The sequence below is a fragment of the Larkinella punicea genome (genome assembly GCF_003334855.1).
GTDB lineage: Bacteria > Bacteroidota > Bacteroidia > Cytophagales > Spirosomataceae > Larkinella > Larkinella punicea.
Map to the genome: position 1 here is coordinate 119,907 of NZ_QOWE01000023.1, position 18,181 is coordinate 138,087.

The 18,181-nt window shown below is 52.9% G+C and carries 12 protein-coding genes; 5 read left to right on the top strand and 7 right to left on the bottom strand.

Annotation, left to right across the window (positions count from 1 at the left end; all coding sequences use genetic code 11):
• Positions 1-17: 17 nt before the first annotated feature.
• Both DUE52_RS24530 and msrC read left to right on the top strand, forming a co-directional pair.
• Positions 18-530 carry a hypothetical protein gene (locus tag DUE52_RS24530; RefSeq protein WP_114408715.1) on the top strand — a complete coding sequence of 171 codons (513 nt, stop codon included), beginning with the start codon at positions 18-20 and terminating at the stop codon, positions 528-530.
• A gap of 68 nt (positions 531-598) precedes the next feature.
• Complete coding sequence (gene msrC, locus DUE52_RS24535; RefSeq protein ID WP_114408716.1) at positions 599-1,084, top strand: free L-methionine (R)-S-oxide reductase MsrC; 486 nt, start codon at positions 599-601, stop codon at positions 1,082-1,084.
• A 27-nt stretch (positions 1,085-1,111) separates the two neighbouring features.
• Here the strand turns inward: msrC and mnmC2 are convergent, their stop codons facing one another.
• Positions 1,112-1,792 (bottom strand): tRNA (5-methylaminomethyl-2-thiouridine)(34)-methyltransferase MnmC2, encoded by a 681-nt coding sequence (gene mnmC2 / locus DUE52_RS24540; RefSeq protein WP_114408717.1) that lies wholly within the window; start codon positions 1,790-1,792, stop codon positions 1,112-1,114.
• Between the two features lie 30 nt (positions 1,793-1,822).
• Between mnmC2 and DUE52_RS24545 the strand changes: the two genes are divergently transcribed.
• Positions 1,823-2,296 carry a DUF4293 domain-containing protein gene (locus DUE52_RS24545; RefSeq protein WP_114408718.1) on the top strand — a complete coding sequence of 158 codons (474 nt, stop codon included), beginning with the start codon at positions 1,823-1,825 and terminating at the stop codon, positions 2,294-2,296.
• Positions 2,297-2,385: 89 nt separating this feature from the next.
• On the opposite strand, the gene DUE52_RS24550 is transcribed toward DUE52_RS24545, so the two are convergent.
• Entirely contained in the window at positions 2,386-3,363 is a 978-nt protein-coding gene (locus tag DUE52_RS24550) for a KpsF/GutQ family sugar-phosphate isomerase (protein WP_114408719.1), read from the bottom strand.
• Positions 3,364-3,450: 87 nt separating this feature from the next.
• Between DUE52_RS24550 and recQ the strand changes: the two genes are divergently transcribed.
• Positions 3,451-5,661, top strand: a complete 2,211-nt coding sequence (gene recQ / locus DUE52_RS24555) for a DNA helicase RecQ (RefSeq protein ID WP_114408720.1) — start codon at positions 3,451-3,453, stop codon at positions 5,659-5,661.
• A 101-nt stretch (positions 5,662-5,762) separates the two neighbouring features.
• The gene (purD, locus tag DUE52_RS24560) at positions 5,763-7,052 is read left to right on the top strand and encodes a phosphoribosylamine--glycine ligase (RefSeq protein WP_114408721.1); all 1,290 of its coding nucleotides are present in this window, start codon (positions 5,763-5,765) and stop codon (positions 7,050-7,052) included.
• A gap of 156 nt (positions 7,053-7,208) precedes the next feature.
• Here purD and DUE52_RS24565 read toward each other — a convergent pair whose 3' ends face one another.
• From DUE52_RS24565 to DUE52_RS24585, 5 genes are all read right to left on the bottom strand, one after another.
• Positions 7,209-8,780 carry a S10 family peptidase gene (locus DUE52_RS24565; protein ID WP_114408722.1) on the bottom strand — a complete coding sequence of 524 codons (1,572 nt, stop codon included), beginning with the start codon at positions 8,778-8,780 and terminating at the stop codon, positions 7,209-7,211.
• A 33-nt stretch (positions 8,781-8,813) separates the two neighbouring features.
• The gene (locus DUE52_RS24570) at positions 8,814-10,301 is read right to left on the bottom strand and encodes a S10 family peptidase (protein WP_114408723.1); all 1,488 of its coding nucleotides are present in this window, start codon (positions 10,299-10,301) and stop codon (positions 8,814-8,816) included.
• A gap of 195 nt (positions 10,302-10,496) precedes the next feature.
• Positions 10,497-13,394, bottom strand: coding sequence for a tetratricopeptide repeat protein (locus DUE52_RS24575; RefSeq protein ID WP_114408724.1), 2,898 nt, complete (start codon positions 13,392-13,394; stop codon positions 10,497-10,499).
• A gap of 33 nt (positions 13,395-13,427) precedes the next feature.
• Positions 13,428-14,951, bottom strand: a complete 1,524-nt coding sequence (locus tag DUE52_RS24580) for a SusD/RagB family nutrient-binding outer membrane lipoprotein (RefSeq protein WP_114408725.1) — start codon at positions 14,949-14,951, stop codon at positions 13,428-13,430.
• 33 nt (positions 14,952-14,984) lie between these two features.
• Complete coding sequence (locus tag DUE52_RS24585; RefSeq protein WP_114408726.1) at positions 14,985-18,140, bottom strand: SusC/RagA family TonB-linked outer membrane protein; 3,156 nt, start codon at positions 18,138-18,140, stop codon at positions 14,985-14,987.
• Between the last annotated feature and the right edge of the window lie 41 nt (positions 18,141-18,181).

Here is an 18,181-nt window from a genome sequence, read left to right on the forward strand (position 1 = left end):
TAAGATTTGAAAACGCTATGTGGATTCCATTCAACCAACTTCCTGATACGGCCCGCGTCTGGGTTTATCAGTCTGCCCGCCCGCTGACCGACGCCGAAGTGGCGGCCATTGAAACCGATCTGCAACCCGCCGTCGATGGCTGGGCCGCTCACGGAACACCGCTGCTGGGTTCGGCCCAATTGCTGAACAACCGGTTTTTGATCGTTGCCGTCGATGAAGGCCATCACCTGCCGAGCGGTTGCTCCATCGATTCGTCCGTTCGCTGGGTGCGGGAAATCGGGCAGACGCTCAATACCGATTTTTTTGATCGCTCGGCGGCTTTTGTAACGGCTGATGGGTCGATTGAAACCGTTGCCCTGCCACAGATCAAAACCGCAGTGGCCGAAGGACGCCTGACGCCCGACACCACGGTTTTCAACAACCTCGTGGCTACCAAAGCGGAATTGCTCAGCAACTGGCAGATCAAAGCCGCCGATTCGTGGCTGAAACGGTATTTCAAAATCATGAAGGAGGAAAGGATAGCAGGATGAAAGGAGAAGGCACTAAGCCATTTCTTTTTCCTTTCTCCGCTCATCCATCTTCCTTTTCCCATCGAATTATGGCCGAAACGCTGGTACTTCCGAAAACCGCCCAGCGGCAGGAAATCTACGAAAGTTTGCTGCCGCAACTCCGTGCCCTGACCGACGGTGAACCGGATCTGATCGCCAATCTGGCGAATATTTCGGCGGCATTAAAAGAAGCCTTCGGTTTTTTCTGGGTCGGTTTTTACCTCAAAAAAGGCAACCAACTCGTGTTGGGACCATTTCAGGGACCGATTGCCTGCACCCGGATTCAGTTTGACAAAGGCGTTTGCGGGGCCAGTTATTCGCGGAAAGAAACGATTCTGGTGCCGGATGTGGAGCAGTTTCCGGGTCATATTGCGTGCAGTTCCGCTTCAAAATCGGAAGTGGTCGTGCCGGTTTTCGACAAAACCGGTGCTGTCGCGATGGTGCTGGACGTTGACAGCGACCAACTGAACGACTTCAGCGAGGTGGACGTACGGGAGCTGGAGAAAATAGCCGCACTCATCACCTCGCTTTTATAAAAAACAGCCGCGTTTAAAACCGTCCGTTCAGGCGAGTTTAACCGCCCGCAACACATCCCGCTTGTGGGCTGGCCCCCGGTGTTTCTCAACCAGAAAACCGGCTGCTCTCAGATTCCGCTTCACCGAACTTTTTGAACAGTAGGTCGTCAATAACCCGCCCGGATGCAGCATGGCGGCCAGTTGTTCAAAAACCGCCTGCGTCCAGAGTTCAGGTTGTGCTTCCGGGGCAAAAGCATCAAAATAGATCAGATTGAACCGGTTTTCGGTTCGAAAATCCTCCAAACGGCCTTCGTGTTTCAGGACTTGAAAAAAAGGCGTGATCGCAACCGGGCGATTCCACGGCGCTTCGTGTACCAAATTCAGGTGGTGACTTCCCAATAAAGCATCAAAATTAAGCTGGCTGGCTTCCTCCAGCGACAGTGGTTGGGTTTCCACGGCTGTATACGTAACGGCCCGTTGTGACTTTTCGGCCTCCAACAGCGTCAAAAGAGCATTCAAACCCGTGCCAAAACCCATTTCAAATACGCTAATGTGCTCAAACCGTTTAAAAGCTTCATATAAACCCAGTTCGATATAAACCCGCTGAGATTCCTGCAAGGCACCAAAAACGGAGTGATAATGCTGGTTAAATTCCGAATTGTAGGCCGAACTAGAACCGTCGTGGGTCAGAACGATACGAGTTTCTGTTTTCTTTTCAGGATTCCTCATGTATCTTCGCAAGCTCAAAAATTCAATACTATGCTTCAACGCATCCAAACCATATTTCTGTTCCTCATTGTTGTTTCAATGGCGTTGCTACTGGGCTTCCCGATCTGGGAAAAAACCGGTGCGGCTCCCACCGAAACCGCCAGCCTGACGGCCTGGCAACTGGTCTATACCCAAGGCATTAGCTCACAAATTACGCCGGTTTATTACCTCGCTCTCATGGCGCTGGTGGTGGCCGGGGTATCGTTATTCACCATTTTCAAATACCGGAACCGGTTGCTGCAAATGGGTCTTTGCGCCATCAATGCCATTGTGCTGACCGCCCTGATGGGCTTTGTCCTGTACCTGACGCTCTACAAAGGCAAGGATTTTTTCAACCCGGATGACCAGGGCCATTTCCGTTACGGTTTTTTCGCCATCGTAGCCGCCCTGATTTTCAACATGTTGGCCAACCGGTTTATCCGCCGGGACGAAAAACTTGTCCAGGAGTCGAACCGCCTGCGCTAGAGGAGTTAAAAATTAAGAGTTAAAAATTAAAAGTAATGTAGAGTGTGATGTGTCACCCTATTTTTAACTTTTAACTCTTAATTTTTAATTTAAACCAAGCCTTCTTTCAGCAGATCGTGGAGGTGGATGAAGCCTTTGATCTGGTTATCGACGGCGACAATCAACTGCGTAATGCTGCGATCCTGCATGATTTTAAGGGCGTGCGTAGCATATTCGTCGGGGGCGATGGAGAGGGGCGAAGGGGTCATGATGTCACAGGCCCGCAGATGCCCGAGATCCAGCGTATTGAAGCGGTTTAGCATCCGTCGCAAATCACCGTCGGTGACAATACCCGCCAGTTGACCGTTTTCGTCGGCCACGGCGGTGGCTCCCAGCCGTTTCGAGGTCATCTCGATAATCACTTCGTGAACCGTCGCGTTGAGAGGAACGGTCGGAATTTCGTGATGTGGATAAATATCACTAACTTTTAGGTACAGCTTTTTGCCCAATGACCCGCCGGGGTGGAAACGGGCAAAGTCCTGACTGGTAAATCCCCGGGCGTTGAGGAGGCTAACCGCCAGCGCATCGCCGAGTGCGAGGGCCACGGTGGTGCTGGTGGTCGGAACCAGATTGAGCGGGTCGGCTTCGTGTTCGACGTAGGCTTTCAGAACAAAATCGGCCTGTACACAGAGATACGAGCTGGTTTGGGAAGCCAAGGCGATCAATTTGGCACCGGTTCGCTTCAAAAGTGGAACCAGAACTTTGATTTCGGGGGTGTTCCCGCTTTTGGAGATGCAAAGCACCACGTCGTTGGCCTGGATCATTCCCAGGTCGCCGTGAATCGCGTCGGCTGCGTGCATAAAAAGCGAGGGAGTTCCGGTGGAGTTGAGGGTGGCGACAATTTTTTGTCCGATTATTGCACTCTTTCCAATACCGGTGACCACCACCCGGCCGGAAGTTTGCAGAATCGTTTCAACGATTTGTTCAAATTGGTCGTCGATGCAGTCCATTGCCTGCCGAATGGCTTCCGACTCAGCCAGCAGCACATTTCGGGCGGTAGACTGAATATTTTTTTTAACTAATTTCAATGTTGCTTTTGTCAATCGGTTTTTGACTAATTTTATAAAGGCAAAGATACAACCAAATAAAGTGTAGTAACCTTCCGCAATTTTGAGATGACGACGACGCAGTTAGATCCATCGGTGCAGGTATCTCTAAAAGAGAAGCTAAAAGATATATTCGGATTCAGCCAATTCCGGGGCGACCAGGAAGCGATTATCCACAATATTCTGGCAGGGATCAATTCATTTGTAATTATGCCTACTGGAGCCGGCAAATCCCTGTGCTACCAGCTTCCGGCCATTTCCTCAGAGGGAACGGCCATTGTCATTTCTCCCCTGATTGCCCTGATGAAAAACCAGGTCGATCAAATGAATGCCTTTGGTATCAACGCCCAGTTTCTGAATTCGACGCTGAGCAAGGCGGAGATGAACAAAGTCAAGAAAGATACCCTGAACGGTACGCTGAAACTGCTTTACATCGCCCCCGAATCGCTGACGAAAGAAGAAAACCTGGACTTTCTGAAAAAAGCCAATATTTCGTTCGTGGCCATCGACGAAGCGCACTGTATTTCGGAATGGGGCCACGACTTTCGGCCTGAATACCGCAAAATCCGGGGCATCATCGACAACATTGGGAATCTGCCGGTGATTGCTTTGACAGCCACAGCAACGCCGAAAGTACAGTTGGACATCCAGAAAAACCTGCAAATGGAGGATGCCCACATCTACAAAACGTCCTTCAATCGCAAGAATCTTTACTACGAAATTCGCCCGAAAGCCGACGCAAAAAAGCAACTCATCCGCTACATCAAAAACAACAAAGGCAAGTCAGGCATTGTCTACTGCCTGAGCCGGAAGATGGTGGAAGAGATTGCCGAACTGCTGAATGTCAACGACATTAAGGCACTGCCGTATCATGCCGGGCTGGATTCGCAGACGCGGATGCACAACCAGGATGCCTTTCTGAACGAAGACGTGGATGTGGTGGTGGCTACGATTGCGTTTGGTATGGGTATCGACAAACCAGACGTCCGGTTTGTGATTCACTACGATGCGCCCAAGTCGCTGGAAGGCTATTACCAGGAAACCGGTCGGGCGGGCCGCGACGGGCTGGAAGGCAACTGCCTGATGTTCTACAGCATCGATGACATCGTCAAACTGGAGAAATTTAACAAAGACAAGTCGGTCACGGAACGCGACAACGCCAAACACCTGCTCATGGAAATGGTGTCGTATGCGAATCTGGGCGTCTGCCGTCGCCGGCAACTGTTGAGCTATTTCGGGGAATACCAGGACAAAGACTGCGGTTTCTGCGATAATTGCATGAAACCGACCGAAAAGTTTAAAGCACAGGACGAAATCGTACTGGCACTTCAGGCGGTTTTGCAAACCGATCATCGTTTTGATGCTGCCCACCTCGCCGACGTGTTGACGGGTACTGAAAACCAGTATATTACGAGTTATGAGCACCATAAGCTCGACGTTTACGGCAAAGGCAAAGAGTTCAACGAAAGCGTTGAGTTCTGGTGTTCGCTCATTCGGCAGATTACGATTTATGGGTATCTGGATAAAGATGTCGATAACTACGGCGTTCTGAAACTGTCGGCCAAAGGGCAACACTACATCGAAGACCCGTATTCCATCACCCTGTCGAAAGATCACAACTACGAAATCGACGAGGAAAAGGCCGAGGACGAAGACAAGGACAACGGCATGTCGTCGGGCAGTGCCTACGACGAAGCCCTGTTGGGTCTGCTCAAAGCCCTGCGGAAGAAAATCGCCAAAGAAAAGAATCTGCCCCCGTACGTCATTTTCCAGGACCCGTCGATGGAGGAAATGGCAACGACCTACCCGACCACACGGGAAGAAATGGCCCAGATCAACGGGGTCGGCATGGGGAAAGTGGTGAAATTTGGCAAACCGTTCATCGACCTGATTGCCAAATACGTTGAAGAAAACGACATCGAAACGGCGAAGGATGTCGTGGTGAAGTCGATGGTCAATAAGTCGAAGGTCAAGATTTTCATCATTCAGCAGATCGACCGGAAGGTGGATCTGGAAGAAATCTCGGAGTCGAAGGGCCTGACGATGGAAGATTTGATTGAAGAAATCGAACACATCTGTTATTCGGGAACGCGCCTGAACCTGGATTATTACATCAACCAGATCATGGACAGCGACCGGCAGGATGATATTTATGACTACTTCATGCGGGCCGAAACCGACAACATCGGGGTGGCCATGCGGGAGTTTGCCAACGACGATTATTCAGAAGAAGAATTGCGGTTAATGCGTATTAAGTTTTTATCGGAAGTAGCTAATTAAGTTAAGAGTGAAGAGTTAGGAGTGAAGAGTTGGCTGACGCATTCAACCGCAGCAGCGCTTTTTAACTCTTAACTCTTAACTCTTAACTCTTAACTCAGAGAATGAATATACTAATACTTGGATCGGGCGGAAGGGAACACGCATTTGCCTGGAAAATAGCGCAAAGTCCACTGTGTAGCACGTTGTTTGTCGCACCCGGTAATGCCGGAACAGCCTTAGTCGCCACCAATTTGCCGATTGCCTTCAACGATGCCGATGCCATCGCGGAGGCCATTCAACAACACGAAATCGATTTGCTGATTATTGGCCCGGAAGAACCGCTCGTGAAAGGGCTGGTTGATAACCTGCGGACTCGAAAAAATCTGGAAAAACTGCGAATTGTCGGACCGGATCAGCGCGGTGCCCAACTCGAAGGCAGCAAGGATTTTTCAAAGCAATTCATGCAGCGGCACGGTATTCCGACGGCGGCATCGCGGACGTTTACCGCCGAAACGCTGGAAGAAGGGCTGGCTTATCTGGACACGCATCAACTGCCGGTGGTGTTGAAAGCCGACGGTCTGGCGGCCGGAAAAGGCGTTATTATTGCCGAATCCATTGCCGAAGCCCGTGCGGTGTTGACCGATATGCTGACCGGCGGACGCTTTGGCGAAGCTGGCAATAAAGTCGTTATCGAGCAATTTCTGAAGGGCATTGAACTGTCGGTTTTTGTGTTGACCGATGGTGTCAACTACAAAATCCTGCCCGAAGCCAAAGATTACAAGCGCATCGGCGAGGGCGATACTGGCCCGAACACCGGCGGCATGGGTGCCGTTTCGCCCGTAAAATTTGCCACGGCCAAGTTTTTAAACAAGGTTGAAGAGAAGATTGTCAAGCCGACGCTGGCGGGTTTGCAAAAGGAAGAGATTCGCTATCAGGGTTTTATCTTTGTCGGTTTGATCAATGTTAAAGAAGAACCCTACGTCATTGAATACAACGCCCGGATGGGCGACCCGGAAACAGAAGTCGTGTTGCCGCGGATTCAGAATGATTTTGTGGAATTGATGGTGGCAACGGCCGATGGCGAACTGGATAAAATTCAGCTCCAGATTTCCCCGCAAACCGCCGTGACCACTGTCGTTGTGTCGGGGGGCTACCCGGATGCGTACGAGAAAGGCAAGTCGATCACCGAACTCACGATGCTGGACGACGTAACGGCTTTTCATGCCGGCACCAAACCGGGTTTCAACGGACACGTGCTGACCGACGGGGGGCGCGTGCTGGCGTTGACGGCCGTCGCCAACTCACTCGAAAATGCGGTGATGAAGTCGCAGAAAGCAGCCCGTGCGGTGCAGTTCGAGGGGAAATACTACCGGAAAGATATTGGGCTGGACCTGATTAGATATCAGGATTAATCAGACTCGTTTATACAAAAAAACCGCCTTAAAGTGGGGCGGTTTTTTTGTTGGCTTTCAGCTAGCTTCAGGCCTTTCTTCTGATCAGATAAATGTCCTGAAGCTAGCTACTATGAATTGAAGTCAGTTGATGGGTTGAATAAAACCGCTTCAACCTCAATACTTCGCAGGCTGATTGGGCTTCGGTGTTGATTTTTTGATGAAATTCCGGATGTCCTCGTTGGACGTCACCAGATCTTCCTGACGCAGATACATCATGTGCCCGCTCCGGTAGCCTTTCCAGTCCATCCGGGTTTTGAGTTTTCCGCTGGGGTCCATCTGCCACATGTTATACTGGGCATTGAAGTAATCGCAGGCGCCGTCGTAATAGCCGGATTGGACCAGCAGATGCAGGTACGGATTCTGGGCCATTGCCTGCCGCAGGTTTTCGCCCGACCTGTCGGCATTCTGACCCGCCCGATCCCAGGGATGCACCGGCCCGAACATGTAGTATTTCAGGTCGGTTTTGTAGTTCAGGAATTCCCGGAAATAGTAGTTGATGGGAGCCGCAAACGAGTGCAGCCAGGACGTCAGCTCCGGGGAATAATCCGGACGCTCGCCCGCATCTTCCCGGTCGATTCCCAGATAGCGCGAATCCAGCCGACCAACGGTGTGGCCTTTGTCACGCAGCAACTCCTTCCAGAAGAAAGACGCCGGAATGTCCATGTTGTGCTCCAGCACCACCTTTTCCGACAAACCGGAATACCGGGCGACTTTGGCGGCAATCTGCTTTTTCTTCTGCGGATCCAGAAAACCGCCCATCGTGAGTGCCGGAATAAACTCGTTAATAGTGAATTGCTCCACTTCCGGCAGCATGGCCGTCAGGTCTTTCTTTTGCAGATCGTCGGGCAACACTTTGTGATACCAGGCCGTGGCCGCATAAAAAGGCAGCATGTTGGCAGCCGCCACCGGGCCGGACCGTTCAATCCCCAGATCGGTCGGTGACACCAGAATTACGCCATTCAGATACATCCAGTTGGCGTTTTGCAATTCCAGCGCCAGACCCGAAACCCGCGTGGTTCCGTAGCTTTCGCCGATGAGGTATTTGGGCGACGGCCAGCGGTTTTTGCGGCTTACAAAGGTGTTCAGCCATTCGGCCAAATATTTGATATCGGAATTCACGCCGAAAAACTTCGAACGGGGTACGTCCTTGCTGGCCGGGCGGGAATAGCCCGTGTTGACCGGATCAATGTACACGATGTCGGCCACGTCCAGAATGGAATTCGGATTGTCTTTGAGCGTGTAAGGCTGCAACGGATAGCCTTCGCTGTCGATGTTCAGCAATTTAGGCCCCGTATAGGCCAGGTGCATCCACACCGATGCGGTTCCGGGCCCCCCGTTGAACGAAATGACCAGTGGGCGGGTGGTGCGGTCTTTGACGTCCGTCCGTTCGTAATAGGTATAAAACACCCCGGCAATGGGCTTGCCCTCTTCGTCCCAAACCGGCTGTGTTCCCACCATCGCCGTATAAGGCACTTTGACGCCTTTGATCGTAACGGTGTGCGATGTCGTGATGGTGGAGTCCATCGGGAGCCTCAAATCATTGGGGCCGGGTTTGGCCGAAGGCGCACCCGCTGGTCGGGGAGCGGCTTCCGCAGCCGCCGGTGGCGGACCGCCCTGTCGGCGTTGTGCAAAAGACAAGGAACCCGTGGTAATAGCCAGCAGGAGTAAAACTACAATTCGTTTCATGTGTTGTTGGGGTTATAAATCAAGTAGTTAGGTTTAGTATTTGGCGGGTTGATCCGGTTTTGGCAAGGTTTTTTTGACGAATTCGCGGATGTCTTCGGTCGAGGTGGCGAGGTCTTCGTCGCGCAGGTACATCATGTGGCCGCCCCGGTAGCCTTTCCATTGCAGGCGGTTTTTCAGTTTGCCGCTCGGGTCCATGTTCCAGAGGTTGTATTTGGCGTTGAAATAATCAGTCGCGCCGTCGTAATAGCCCGATTGAATCATCACGTGGAGATACGGATTCTGGGCCACGGCTTGCCGGAGGTTTTCGCCCGTCCGGTCGGTGTTCTGCCCGGCGCGATCCCACTGCCCGGTTTGGCCGGAAATGAAATACTTGAGGTCGGTTTTGTAATTCAGTTTTTCGCGCAGGTAATAATTGATGGCGGGCGTGAACGAATGCTTCCAGGAATCATACTCAGCCGCATAGTCGGGCCGCTCACCCGCTCCCTGCCGATCGATCCCCAGATACCGGGAGTCCAGCCGACCCACCGTGAAGCCTTTATCCCGCAACAGCTCTTTCCAGTAAAAAGACGAAGGAACCGCGAGGTTGTGTTCCAGCACCACCTTCTCCGACAAACCGGAATACCGGGCGATTTTAGCTGCCATCTGCTTTCTTTTTTCCGGCTCCAGAAAACCGCCTTTGACGATAGCCGGTGTCAGTTCATTGATGGTGAACTGCTCTACTTCCGGCAGAATGGCATCAAGGTCTTTCTGTTGCAAATCGGTGGGCAATACCTTGTGGTACCAGGCCGTGGCGGCATAATACGGCAGCATGTTGGCAGCCGCCACCGGCCCTTTCCGGTCGATGCCCAGATCCGTCGGTGACACCAGAATCACGCCGTTGAGGTACATCCAGTTGGCATTTTGCAACTCCAGCGCCAGGCCCGATACCCGCGTCGTTCCGTAGCTTTCGCCGATGAGGTATTTGGGCGACGGCCAGCGGTTTTTACGGCTCACAAACATGTTCAGCCACTCGGCCAGGTATTTGATGTCGGCATTGACGCCAAAAAACTTCGATCTTGGAATCGAATCATTGACGGGCCGCGAAAAACCCGTGTTGACGGGTTCTACGTACACAATGTCGGCCACGTCCAGAATGGAATGCGGATTGTCCGTAACGCCGTACGGCTGAACGGGGTAGCCTTCGCTATCGACTTTGACGCGTTTGGGACCCGTGTAGCCAATGTGCATCCAGCAGGAAGCTGCGCCCGGCCCGCCATTGAAGGAAATGAACAAGGGCCGCGTCGTCCGGTCGGTCACATCGGAACGCTCGTAATAGACGTAAAACAAACTGGCGATGGGTTTTCCGTTTTCGTCATAAACCGGTTGCGTACCGGCGGTAGCTTTGTAGGGAACTACTTTGCCTTTAATGGTAACCTGATCGGTGGTCGTTACGGCCGCATCCAGTTTCAGCGTGCGGTTTTGGGCAAAGGAAGAAAAAGTAGTCAGAAAATACACCCACAGGATGGGAGCAAGGTGTTTCATGGTATAGTGGGTTAAAAGGACTGATTATTTGTTGTTACGGTTCCAGGACTTACGTCTGATAATTCTATCACCCTTTCGCTTTTGCCCCTAAATCCCCTAAAGGGGACTTGGACGCAGCTTAATCCGGATGCAAAAAGTCCGGCAGCGGCCGACCGCCCTTTAGGGGATTTAGGGGCAAAAACGAAAGTCCTATGTTTATAAGCCCGTCAGTTTTCCGGGTTTGATGTCCAGTTGATTGACCGTTGCGTTCAGGACGTCGAACTCGGTTTGCTGGCCCGTTTGCTTATACAGTTTTGCCAGTGCTACATAACTTTCAGTATTATACGGATTTTGCGCCAGCGACTTTTTAAAGGCAGCCACAGCCTCTTCGGTTTTTTTATTCAGAAGTTGTAACACGCCATCCGATTGCAAAGCCGCCGATCGATAAACCGCATCGCCCTCCGTCGAAAGGGTTTTATACAGCGTTTCGGCTTCCGGCAACCGGTTGGATTCGGCCAGTAGCCGCACCAGGCGTTGTTTATACAGCCCCGTCAGGGTTTGCTTGTCCGCCAGTATTTTTGTCAGGAAGTACGATACTGAATCCGGTTTTTGCAGTTTGGCATAGCCCTCCGCAATCCGCAGATCAAAATCCGGGCGCGCGTTTTTCCCCGCATCCAGAATCCGCTGCACCTGCTTCATGGTTTCAATGGCTTCCTGGTAGCGGCCATTCGCCAGCAAGGCGTCGGCATACAAACCCCGTAATTCATAATTCTGGGGCCGTTGCAACACCAGTTTTCTCAGCCCATCGAGCTGGTCGGCATGGCCCAGCATGGCGCGTCGGGCCGCAGCAAAGGCCCGAGCATCGTCGCGCCGGTCGCGCAGGTAAGTCGAAACGTCCGGCCCGTTGGCTGCGTAGTCCTCAGCCGCTTTGATGGCCGGTCCCAGCAGGGCATTTTGCACATACATTTCCCGCAACTGAATGGACAGCATGGCCCGGGTCTGGTAATCTTTTTCCAGATCCAGCGCCTTTTGCAGCCAACGCGCCTGGGTTTTGATCAACTCGTCGTGGTTTTTGTCCGGCGTATGGCTCGCTTCTTCCCACTGCGCATAGGCGGCATACACCGGCGCGTAGTTCGGGTCGATTTCTTCGGCGGTTTTGATGTATGTATAGGCCTGATCAAACGCTTTCTGCTGCTGTTTCAGACGGGCATACGCCAGATAGGCGGGCTGGTATTTTTTATCATAAACCAACGCCGTATCCAGAAACGCAGCGGCTTTGGCCGGATCGGTTCTGACAACTTTGTTGCTCATGTTCAGGTAAACCTGCGCCCAGTTGGAAGCCATCACCGCCTTGTCGCCGTTGAGATACGCCCGTTCCTTTTTCACCAGCGCATCCAGAAAAGCATACATTTTCGGGTCCCGGCTTTTCAACTCCGCCGTCGTGTTCATCGACTTGAAGTCGAGCGGATGCACTTTCATGGGTTCGAAATACGCCGGGTAGGTCTGGGCAAAATACTCCGATTCGTTGTTCTGAGAGTAATAATCCAGCGTCAATCCGTTTTTCATGGCGTTGTAATACAAGGCCCGGATCTGCCGGTTTTCGGCGTCGGTCAACACGCGGCCGTGGAACAGGTGGACGTATTCGTGCAAAACGACATTCCGTTCCTGATACGCGCCCCGCTCGACGTATTCAATGGCCGCAGCCCCGCTTCCCACGCCCCGAATGTCCATCCACTGGCGGTTGTCAAAGGTGGTGTTGTACCGAAAATGGGGGGCGCGCATGGCCAGCGCCAGGTCGATGTGCAGGGGCGGCACCACAAAGGCGTTATCCTGTTTGGACAGAAAGGGGAAATACACCACGCTGGTGTACATCTGATTCCAGACCATCGCTTTGGCCCGGTCGCCGGGATAATAGCTCAGGTCGGGAAACACATTGACAAAGTTCTCCGGGTCGCTGATGCGGGTGGTTTTCAATACATTCGTGGTCGAATCATACGTCATCAGATACGGAATTCGCTTGGATTTGATCACCGCCGACAAGCCGTTGTGGGCCGGGCCGTAATGGGTTTTGGCCGCCAGAATGGAGCGGAAAATGGTTTCGGCCGAATCCAGGTTGCTCTTTCGGTTTGGGTTGTCAAAATCACTGTAATAAAGCGATGCGCGGTGCATGGCGGGCAAAACCGACTGCGGATATTCCTTGCCGACCCGGTGCGTCACGGCCAGGGCGTTGGCCAGTTGGTTCGTCCGAAACAGTCGGTCGGCTTCCTTCAGTTTTTCCCGGATTTCTTTCTCATCCTTGTCGGCATAGTCGGCATAGGTCAGGTTGGTGTGGCCGTTGCCCCAATGCCAGTGCGTCTGGAAATGCAGGGGATTGATGTTCAGGGCGAGTTGCCATTGAGCCGCCATGTCGTTGAGCTGTGTGGCATCGATCCGGCGCCAGATGGCGTAGCCGTAACTGAAACGGGCATCGGCATTGAACGGATCGAGCGTGAGCGATTTCACCAGGGGCGCTTCGGCTTTTTCGGAGTGCTGATCCCAGAAATATACGTTCGCTTCCAGTTGGTAGGCGGCTGCCAGCGACGGATTCTGCTTCTGAAGCTTTTTGGCGACGGCCATAGCCTCGGTATAGTTCTTCTGCAACAGCAACGCGCGGCCCAGCACGATCGACGTTTCCGCATCCGTCGGATGGCTGGCCAGAATAGACCGGCACTGCTCGACCGCGTTTTGCAAATCCCAGGCTTCAATGGCCAAAACCGCTTTCAATTGCCGACCCCAGCGGTTATTTTTATCCAGCGACAGGGCTTTTGTGACGGAGCTTTCGGCCTTTTTGAAGTCATTGTTCAACCAGTCGTATTCGGCTTGCAGCAACAGCTTTTCAACCACCGTCAGCCCTTTTCCGGTTTTCATCTCGGCCAGGGCTTGCGGCCACAGCCCGAGGTCCAGCATTTTTTTGACGGTTTTGGCCTTGCCCGTCGTGTGGTTCACCTGACTGAGCAACTCCGCGCGTGTTTTTTCGAGATCGGCCTGCACCCGGCGTGTATCACCAACCTGCTGCGCCATTACCGCAGTGGTAATGGCGAGCAGGAAAAGAAGCGAAATAGACTTTTTCAGCATGTAAAAAAAGGTTTAGGTCCAATCGGAACAAGCTTACTTGCGGGTATCCCAGAAAACACGATCCAGCATGGATGCCTTTTGCTTCGCATTCGGATTGTTGTTGATCTCCGATTGCGCGTAAAACAGCGACCGGGGCACTTCGTCGTAAATGGCCATTGGTGTTTTGTGGGGAGTCAGGGCCGGATAGCCCGTCCGGCGGTAATCTGTCCAGGGTTCCATCAAAACCGCGTGGTTCGCTACATATTTCTCCGTAATGATCTGCTCCAGTTTTTGCTGGTTGGTTCCGGTCAGGGTTCCCTGAGTCGCCAGGTAGGTCGTCACATTCGCTGCGGCCACGCCTGCGTCGGTCATGGACGCCCGGATACCGGCTTCGAAAAACGACTGCGCATTGCCGGGTGCGCCGTAGAGCAAAGCCGCTTCGGCCCGGATAAAGTTGTATTCGGCGAAGGTCAGTAACCGCGCCGGACCTGCCCCGGAGAATGTAATGGCACCGTCCCGCAGGCTTCCGTCCGGATTGATCATGGCCGTATTGGGTGCCGAAGCCGTTCCATAAAGATACTGATAGTTCCGGGAATAGGCCGATGATGGATCGGTATCAAGCACACTGGCCCCCTTGAACGTAGCCGGGCTGGAGTTGAACGGAAACGGAATGAAATACGAAGACCGGCGGGGGTCGCTCTTGCCATTCATCAGGTTAACGATAAACCGGTTCGGAAAAAACTGGTTCTTGAACTGGCCGTTTTCCATGCTGTACAGTGGATTCTGCCGTTGCGATTCGGCCAGAAACGCCATCTGAAAATTATCCGCCGGGCTTTCCATGAATTTGGCTCCGCTGTTCACCAGCGCCGTAATCTGCTGGGAAGCATAAGCCTGGTCTTTGGCCGAATAGTGCAGGAAGATCCGCAGTTTCAGCGTATTGGCAAACTTGATCCATTTGTCTTTGGAAACCGCCCAGGTCGTTCCGCTGTAAATCGTGCTGAACTGGTTGGGCGACAGCGCCGAGGTGGCGGCATTGACATCCGTCAGTCCTTCGTCGATCAGGCGGGTCAGGTCCTTGTAAATCACCTCGTCGTCGTCAAAAGCCGGGTAGAAATTCTCGCTGTGTTTGCCGGCCTGCGTATAAGGAACATCGCCCCAGGCATCGACAATGATCTGATAGACATACGCTTTCAGGATTTTGCCGACTCCGGCATAATGTGGGCTGCCTTCGCGGGTGGCCTGCGCAATCATCAACTCCAGGTCACTCACCGTTGTGCCGAAAATCCGAACCCACTGGCTATTGACATCGGAGTCGTTGATGTTATACCGCTCGTATTCTTTAAAGGTCCCGAAACCGGTGTTGGGACCCTGACCACTGAACTGCTGCGAGAGCAGACTGGCGTAGCGGAAAAGGTCACTGGCGCCCATGTAGCCGATGTTGACCGTGACGGAAGGAAGCAACTGCGACACCTGAACACGCTGAATGTTGTTCGGGTCGTCGTTGACATCCAGGTAAGAACTGCAGGAGCTGAAAAAGAGCCCCGTGGCAAGAATGGAAGTATAGAGTACTTTCTTCATGATCTCAATGTTTTTTCGATTCGTAATCACCCTTTAAAACGTCGCTCTCAAACTTCCGCCGATGGTCCGGGCGGTGGGTTGGATGCCAAACTCCAGACCGCGGGCGTTGCTGACACCCAGCAGGTTTTGTTCCGGATCGAGGTGGGGGTAATTCGGGGCATGAATAAAGAGATTCCGACCGTATACCGACAATTGAAGCCCTTTGATGAATTTTACATGATCCAGAACGGATGCCGGAATTTTGTAGGTCAGGTTCGCTTCCCGCAGTTTCAGGTACGTAGCGTCCAGCACGTAACCTTCCCAGGCCACATATTTGCCCTGCAAACTGTAGTACTGCTGCGCCGTTACGCCAATGGTGTTTGGCGTGCCATCTTCCCGAACGCCATCGAAAATGTAGGGCCGGTTGGGCGTACCGTCGGCGTTAAACCGGGGAAACTCGGCCGTTTCGGCCGCTACCCCGTTGATTTGCAAATCGCCGATGGTGCGGGAAAGCTGATCGCCTTTGTGTTTGTAGTCGAGCAGAAACGACAGGCTGAAGTTCTTGTAGTTGAACGTGTTGGTAAAACCGGCCGTAAACCGTGGATTCGGATTTCCGACCCGCTGCACTGCTGTCGTTACTTTCGGCAAGCCGTTGGCGCCGATGATCATGCGGCCCTGCGCATCCCGCTGATAGGCATTCGACCAGATCTGACCGTATTCTTCGCCCGACACCAGCCGGATGTTGGGTGACGTAAATCCGCCGATCGAGATGTTGGCGACGCCCGGTGCCAGTTCTTTCACGATGGACCGGAAACTGGTGAAGTTGAGCGACGATTCCCAGGTGAAGTTCTCTTTCTGGACCGGATTGCCCGAAATCAGCAACTCGATCCCTTTGGTCGAAAGCTTACCCGCGTTCGTTACCAGGCTGGTGAAACCGGAGGTCGAAGGCACCGGAACCGAGAAGATCAGGTTGCGGCTGTCGCGTTTGTAAACCGATCCGTCGATGAAAAGACGACCGTTAAACAGTGTTACTTCTGCGCCCAGTTCGATTTCACGCGTAAATTCCGGCGTTAACTGCGGATTCCCCGTGCTGTTGTCGTAGGTATAGCCCGCCAGCCCGCCAAACGGAAAGTTGACCGCCGTCGAGCCTAAACCGTCACCAGCACTTGCTTTGCCGTAGTAGGTGTTGATGGCGTACGGACTGGCTCCCTTGCCCACTTCGCCCATGTTGGCCCGGATTTTGGCCGAGGACAGGATTTTCGATTTCAGGGATGGAAACGCTTCCGTTGGCACAAAACTGAGGGCAACGGCCGGGTAGAAGATGGACCGATAGCCCGGCGCCAGCGTAGAAGAGAAGTCATTCCGCGCTTTGGCGTTCACCGAAAGCCAGCTTTTGTAGTCGAAAACAAGGTCAGCAAACACCCCGACGGCCCGTTGTTCGGTAACGGAAGAGGTAGGGTTGAACGTCAGGAAGTTTTTGATGTTGTCGAAACCCGGCACAACGATCCCCAGACCGATGTTCTGCATTTCGCTGTTGTAGTTGGAAATGATTTCATTCCCGACCGTTGCAATCAAGTTGATGTCGGGTGTAATTTTCCGGTTTCCGGTCAGTGTGAAATACGAGTTCAGGTTGCGGATCAGTTGCGAGCGGTCCAGCACCCCACCGGCTCCCGCCGAGTTGGTGTTGGCGTTGCTGCGTACACCTTTATCGTCGAACCCTTTGGTGGTGAAGTTGAAAATATCCGTACCAATTTTCAGATCGGCCTGCAACCAGTCCAGAATGTCATACTTCAGGTTAACATTTCCGAAAAACCGGTTCACTTCCTGGTGGTTCTTGATGTGCTCCAGCGACCAGTAGGGGTGATCTTCAGCGGCAAACCACAATTGGTTTCCGGCGGCATCCTGGAACGGTTTGTTGGTCAGATCGTAGCTGCGGGGCGTATAAATCCCCCGCCAGAGTGAGTTGGCTCCCTGGTTCCCGGATTGCGTCCGGTCCGAAACGTTGTTGGCGTAGGAGAACGAGGTCGAGATTCTGAATTTGTCGGTCAATTGCGTACCGGCATTCACCGAGAGGTTGTTCCGGTTCAGTTTGTTGTTCGGAACCAGACCGGTTTCGGCCGAAAAACCGTAGGAAACCCGGTAATCGTACTTATCCGTTCCGCCCGAAAAACTGAGGTTATTCTGCGACGAAATGGAGCTTTGGAGAATATCCCGAATGTTGTCCGGATAGGCCTGCAGGGTTTCCGACTCGCCAAACCAGTTCGTTACGGTTTGTCCCGCAATCCGGGGTCCCCAGGAACCGGCCACGTTGTTGATGTAATTTCCGTTGCTGCCCTGCGCGTATTCATTCTGGAATTTCGGGAATCGGCTCACTGTTCCGACGGCGACATTGGTTGAGAACGAAATCTGTTTCTTAACGCCTTTCTTGCCTTTTTTGGTAGTGATCAGGATGGCACCCGAAGCCGCCCGCGAACCGTACAAAACCGTAGCAGCCGCCCCTTTCAGGACGTTGACGCTCTCGATGTCCTGCGGGTTAATGTCCGAAATCCGGCTGGAGTTCACCACGCCGGTATTGACGGAGTTGCCTCCCCCGGAATTGTCCAGTGGAATCCCGTCGACCACGTACAGCGGCTGATTGCTGCCTGTAAAGGTGGAAAAACCGCGAATGGTTACGTTGGAACCGGCAAAACCTCCGCCCGCACCGGTGACCTGCACCCCGGCCACTTTTCCGGCCAGCGAGTTGGTTACATCCGTGGTCGGGGCCTGGCTGAGTTGTTCGGCTTTCACTTCACTTACGCCGTAACCCAGCGTTTTCCGGTCGCGGGCAATCCCGAAGGACGTGACGACCACCTCACTCAGTTGCTTTGCATCTGATTCCAGCGCAATGGAAATCGTACTCCGTCCGTTGACAGGAATTTCCAGCGGCAGAAAACCGATGTAGCTCACCACCAGCGTGGCGTTTTCGGGGACGGAAAGCCGGAATTTACCGTTCGCATCCGTGATGGTTCCGGTATTAGTGGTGCCTTTCACTAAAATAGACGCCCCCGGCAGCGGGTTGCCATCTTCTTTGAAGGTGACGACACCATTGACTTCAATGTCAGCCAATTTTGCGGGAAGCCCACCTGCGATGGCCCTACTTCCTGCCAGCAGGCAGAAAAAAACGATAAGAATGGGCAGGAAGCCACGAGTTGATAGGATAGATTGCTTCATAGTCACTACGGTTTAGTGGTCTCAAACAAAGAAAAGCAACA

Coding starts and splice junctions, on each gene's coding strand:
- DUE52_RS24570 (WP_114408723.1), bottom strand. CDS start 10,301: ATGAAACACCTTGCTCCCATCCTGTGGGTGTATTTTCTGACTACTTTT.
- msrC (WP_114408716.1), top strand. CDS start 599: ATGGCCGAAACGCTGGTACTTCCGAAAACCGCCCAGCGGCAGGAAATC.
- DUE52_RS24575 (WP_114408724.1), bottom strand. CDS start 13,394: ATGCTGAAAAAGTCTATTTCGCTTCTTTTCCTGCTCGCCATTACCACT.
- recQ (WP_114408720.1), top strand. CDS start 3,451: ATGACGACGACGCAGTTAGATCCATCGGTGCAGGTATCTCTAAAAGAG.
- DUE52_RS24545 (WP_114408718.1), top strand. CDS start 1,823: ATGCTTCAACGCATCCAAACCATATTTCTGTTCCTCATTGTTGTTTCA.
- DUE52_RS24530 (WP_114408715.1), top strand. CDS start 18: ATGTGGATTCCATTCAACCAACTTCCTGATACGGCCCGCGTCTGGGTT.
- DUE52_RS24585 (WP_114408726.1), bottom strand. CDS start 18,140: ATGAAGCAATCTATCCTATCAACTCGTGGCTTCCTGCCCATTCTTATC.
- DUE52_RS24565 (WP_114408722.1), bottom strand. CDS start 8,780: ATGAAACGAATTGTAGTTTTACTCCTGCTGGCTATTACCACGGGTTCC.
- mnmC2 (WP_114408717.1), bottom strand. CDS start 1,792: ATGAGGAATCCTGAAAAGAAAACAGAAACTCGTATCGTTCTGACCCAC.
- purD (WP_114408721.1), top strand. CDS start 5,763: ATGAATATACTAATACTTGGATCGGGCGGAAGGGAACACGCATTTGCC.
- DUE52_RS24580 (WP_114408725.1), bottom strand. CDS start 14,951: ATGAAGAAAGTACTCTATACTTCCATTCTTGCCACGGGGCTCTTTTTC.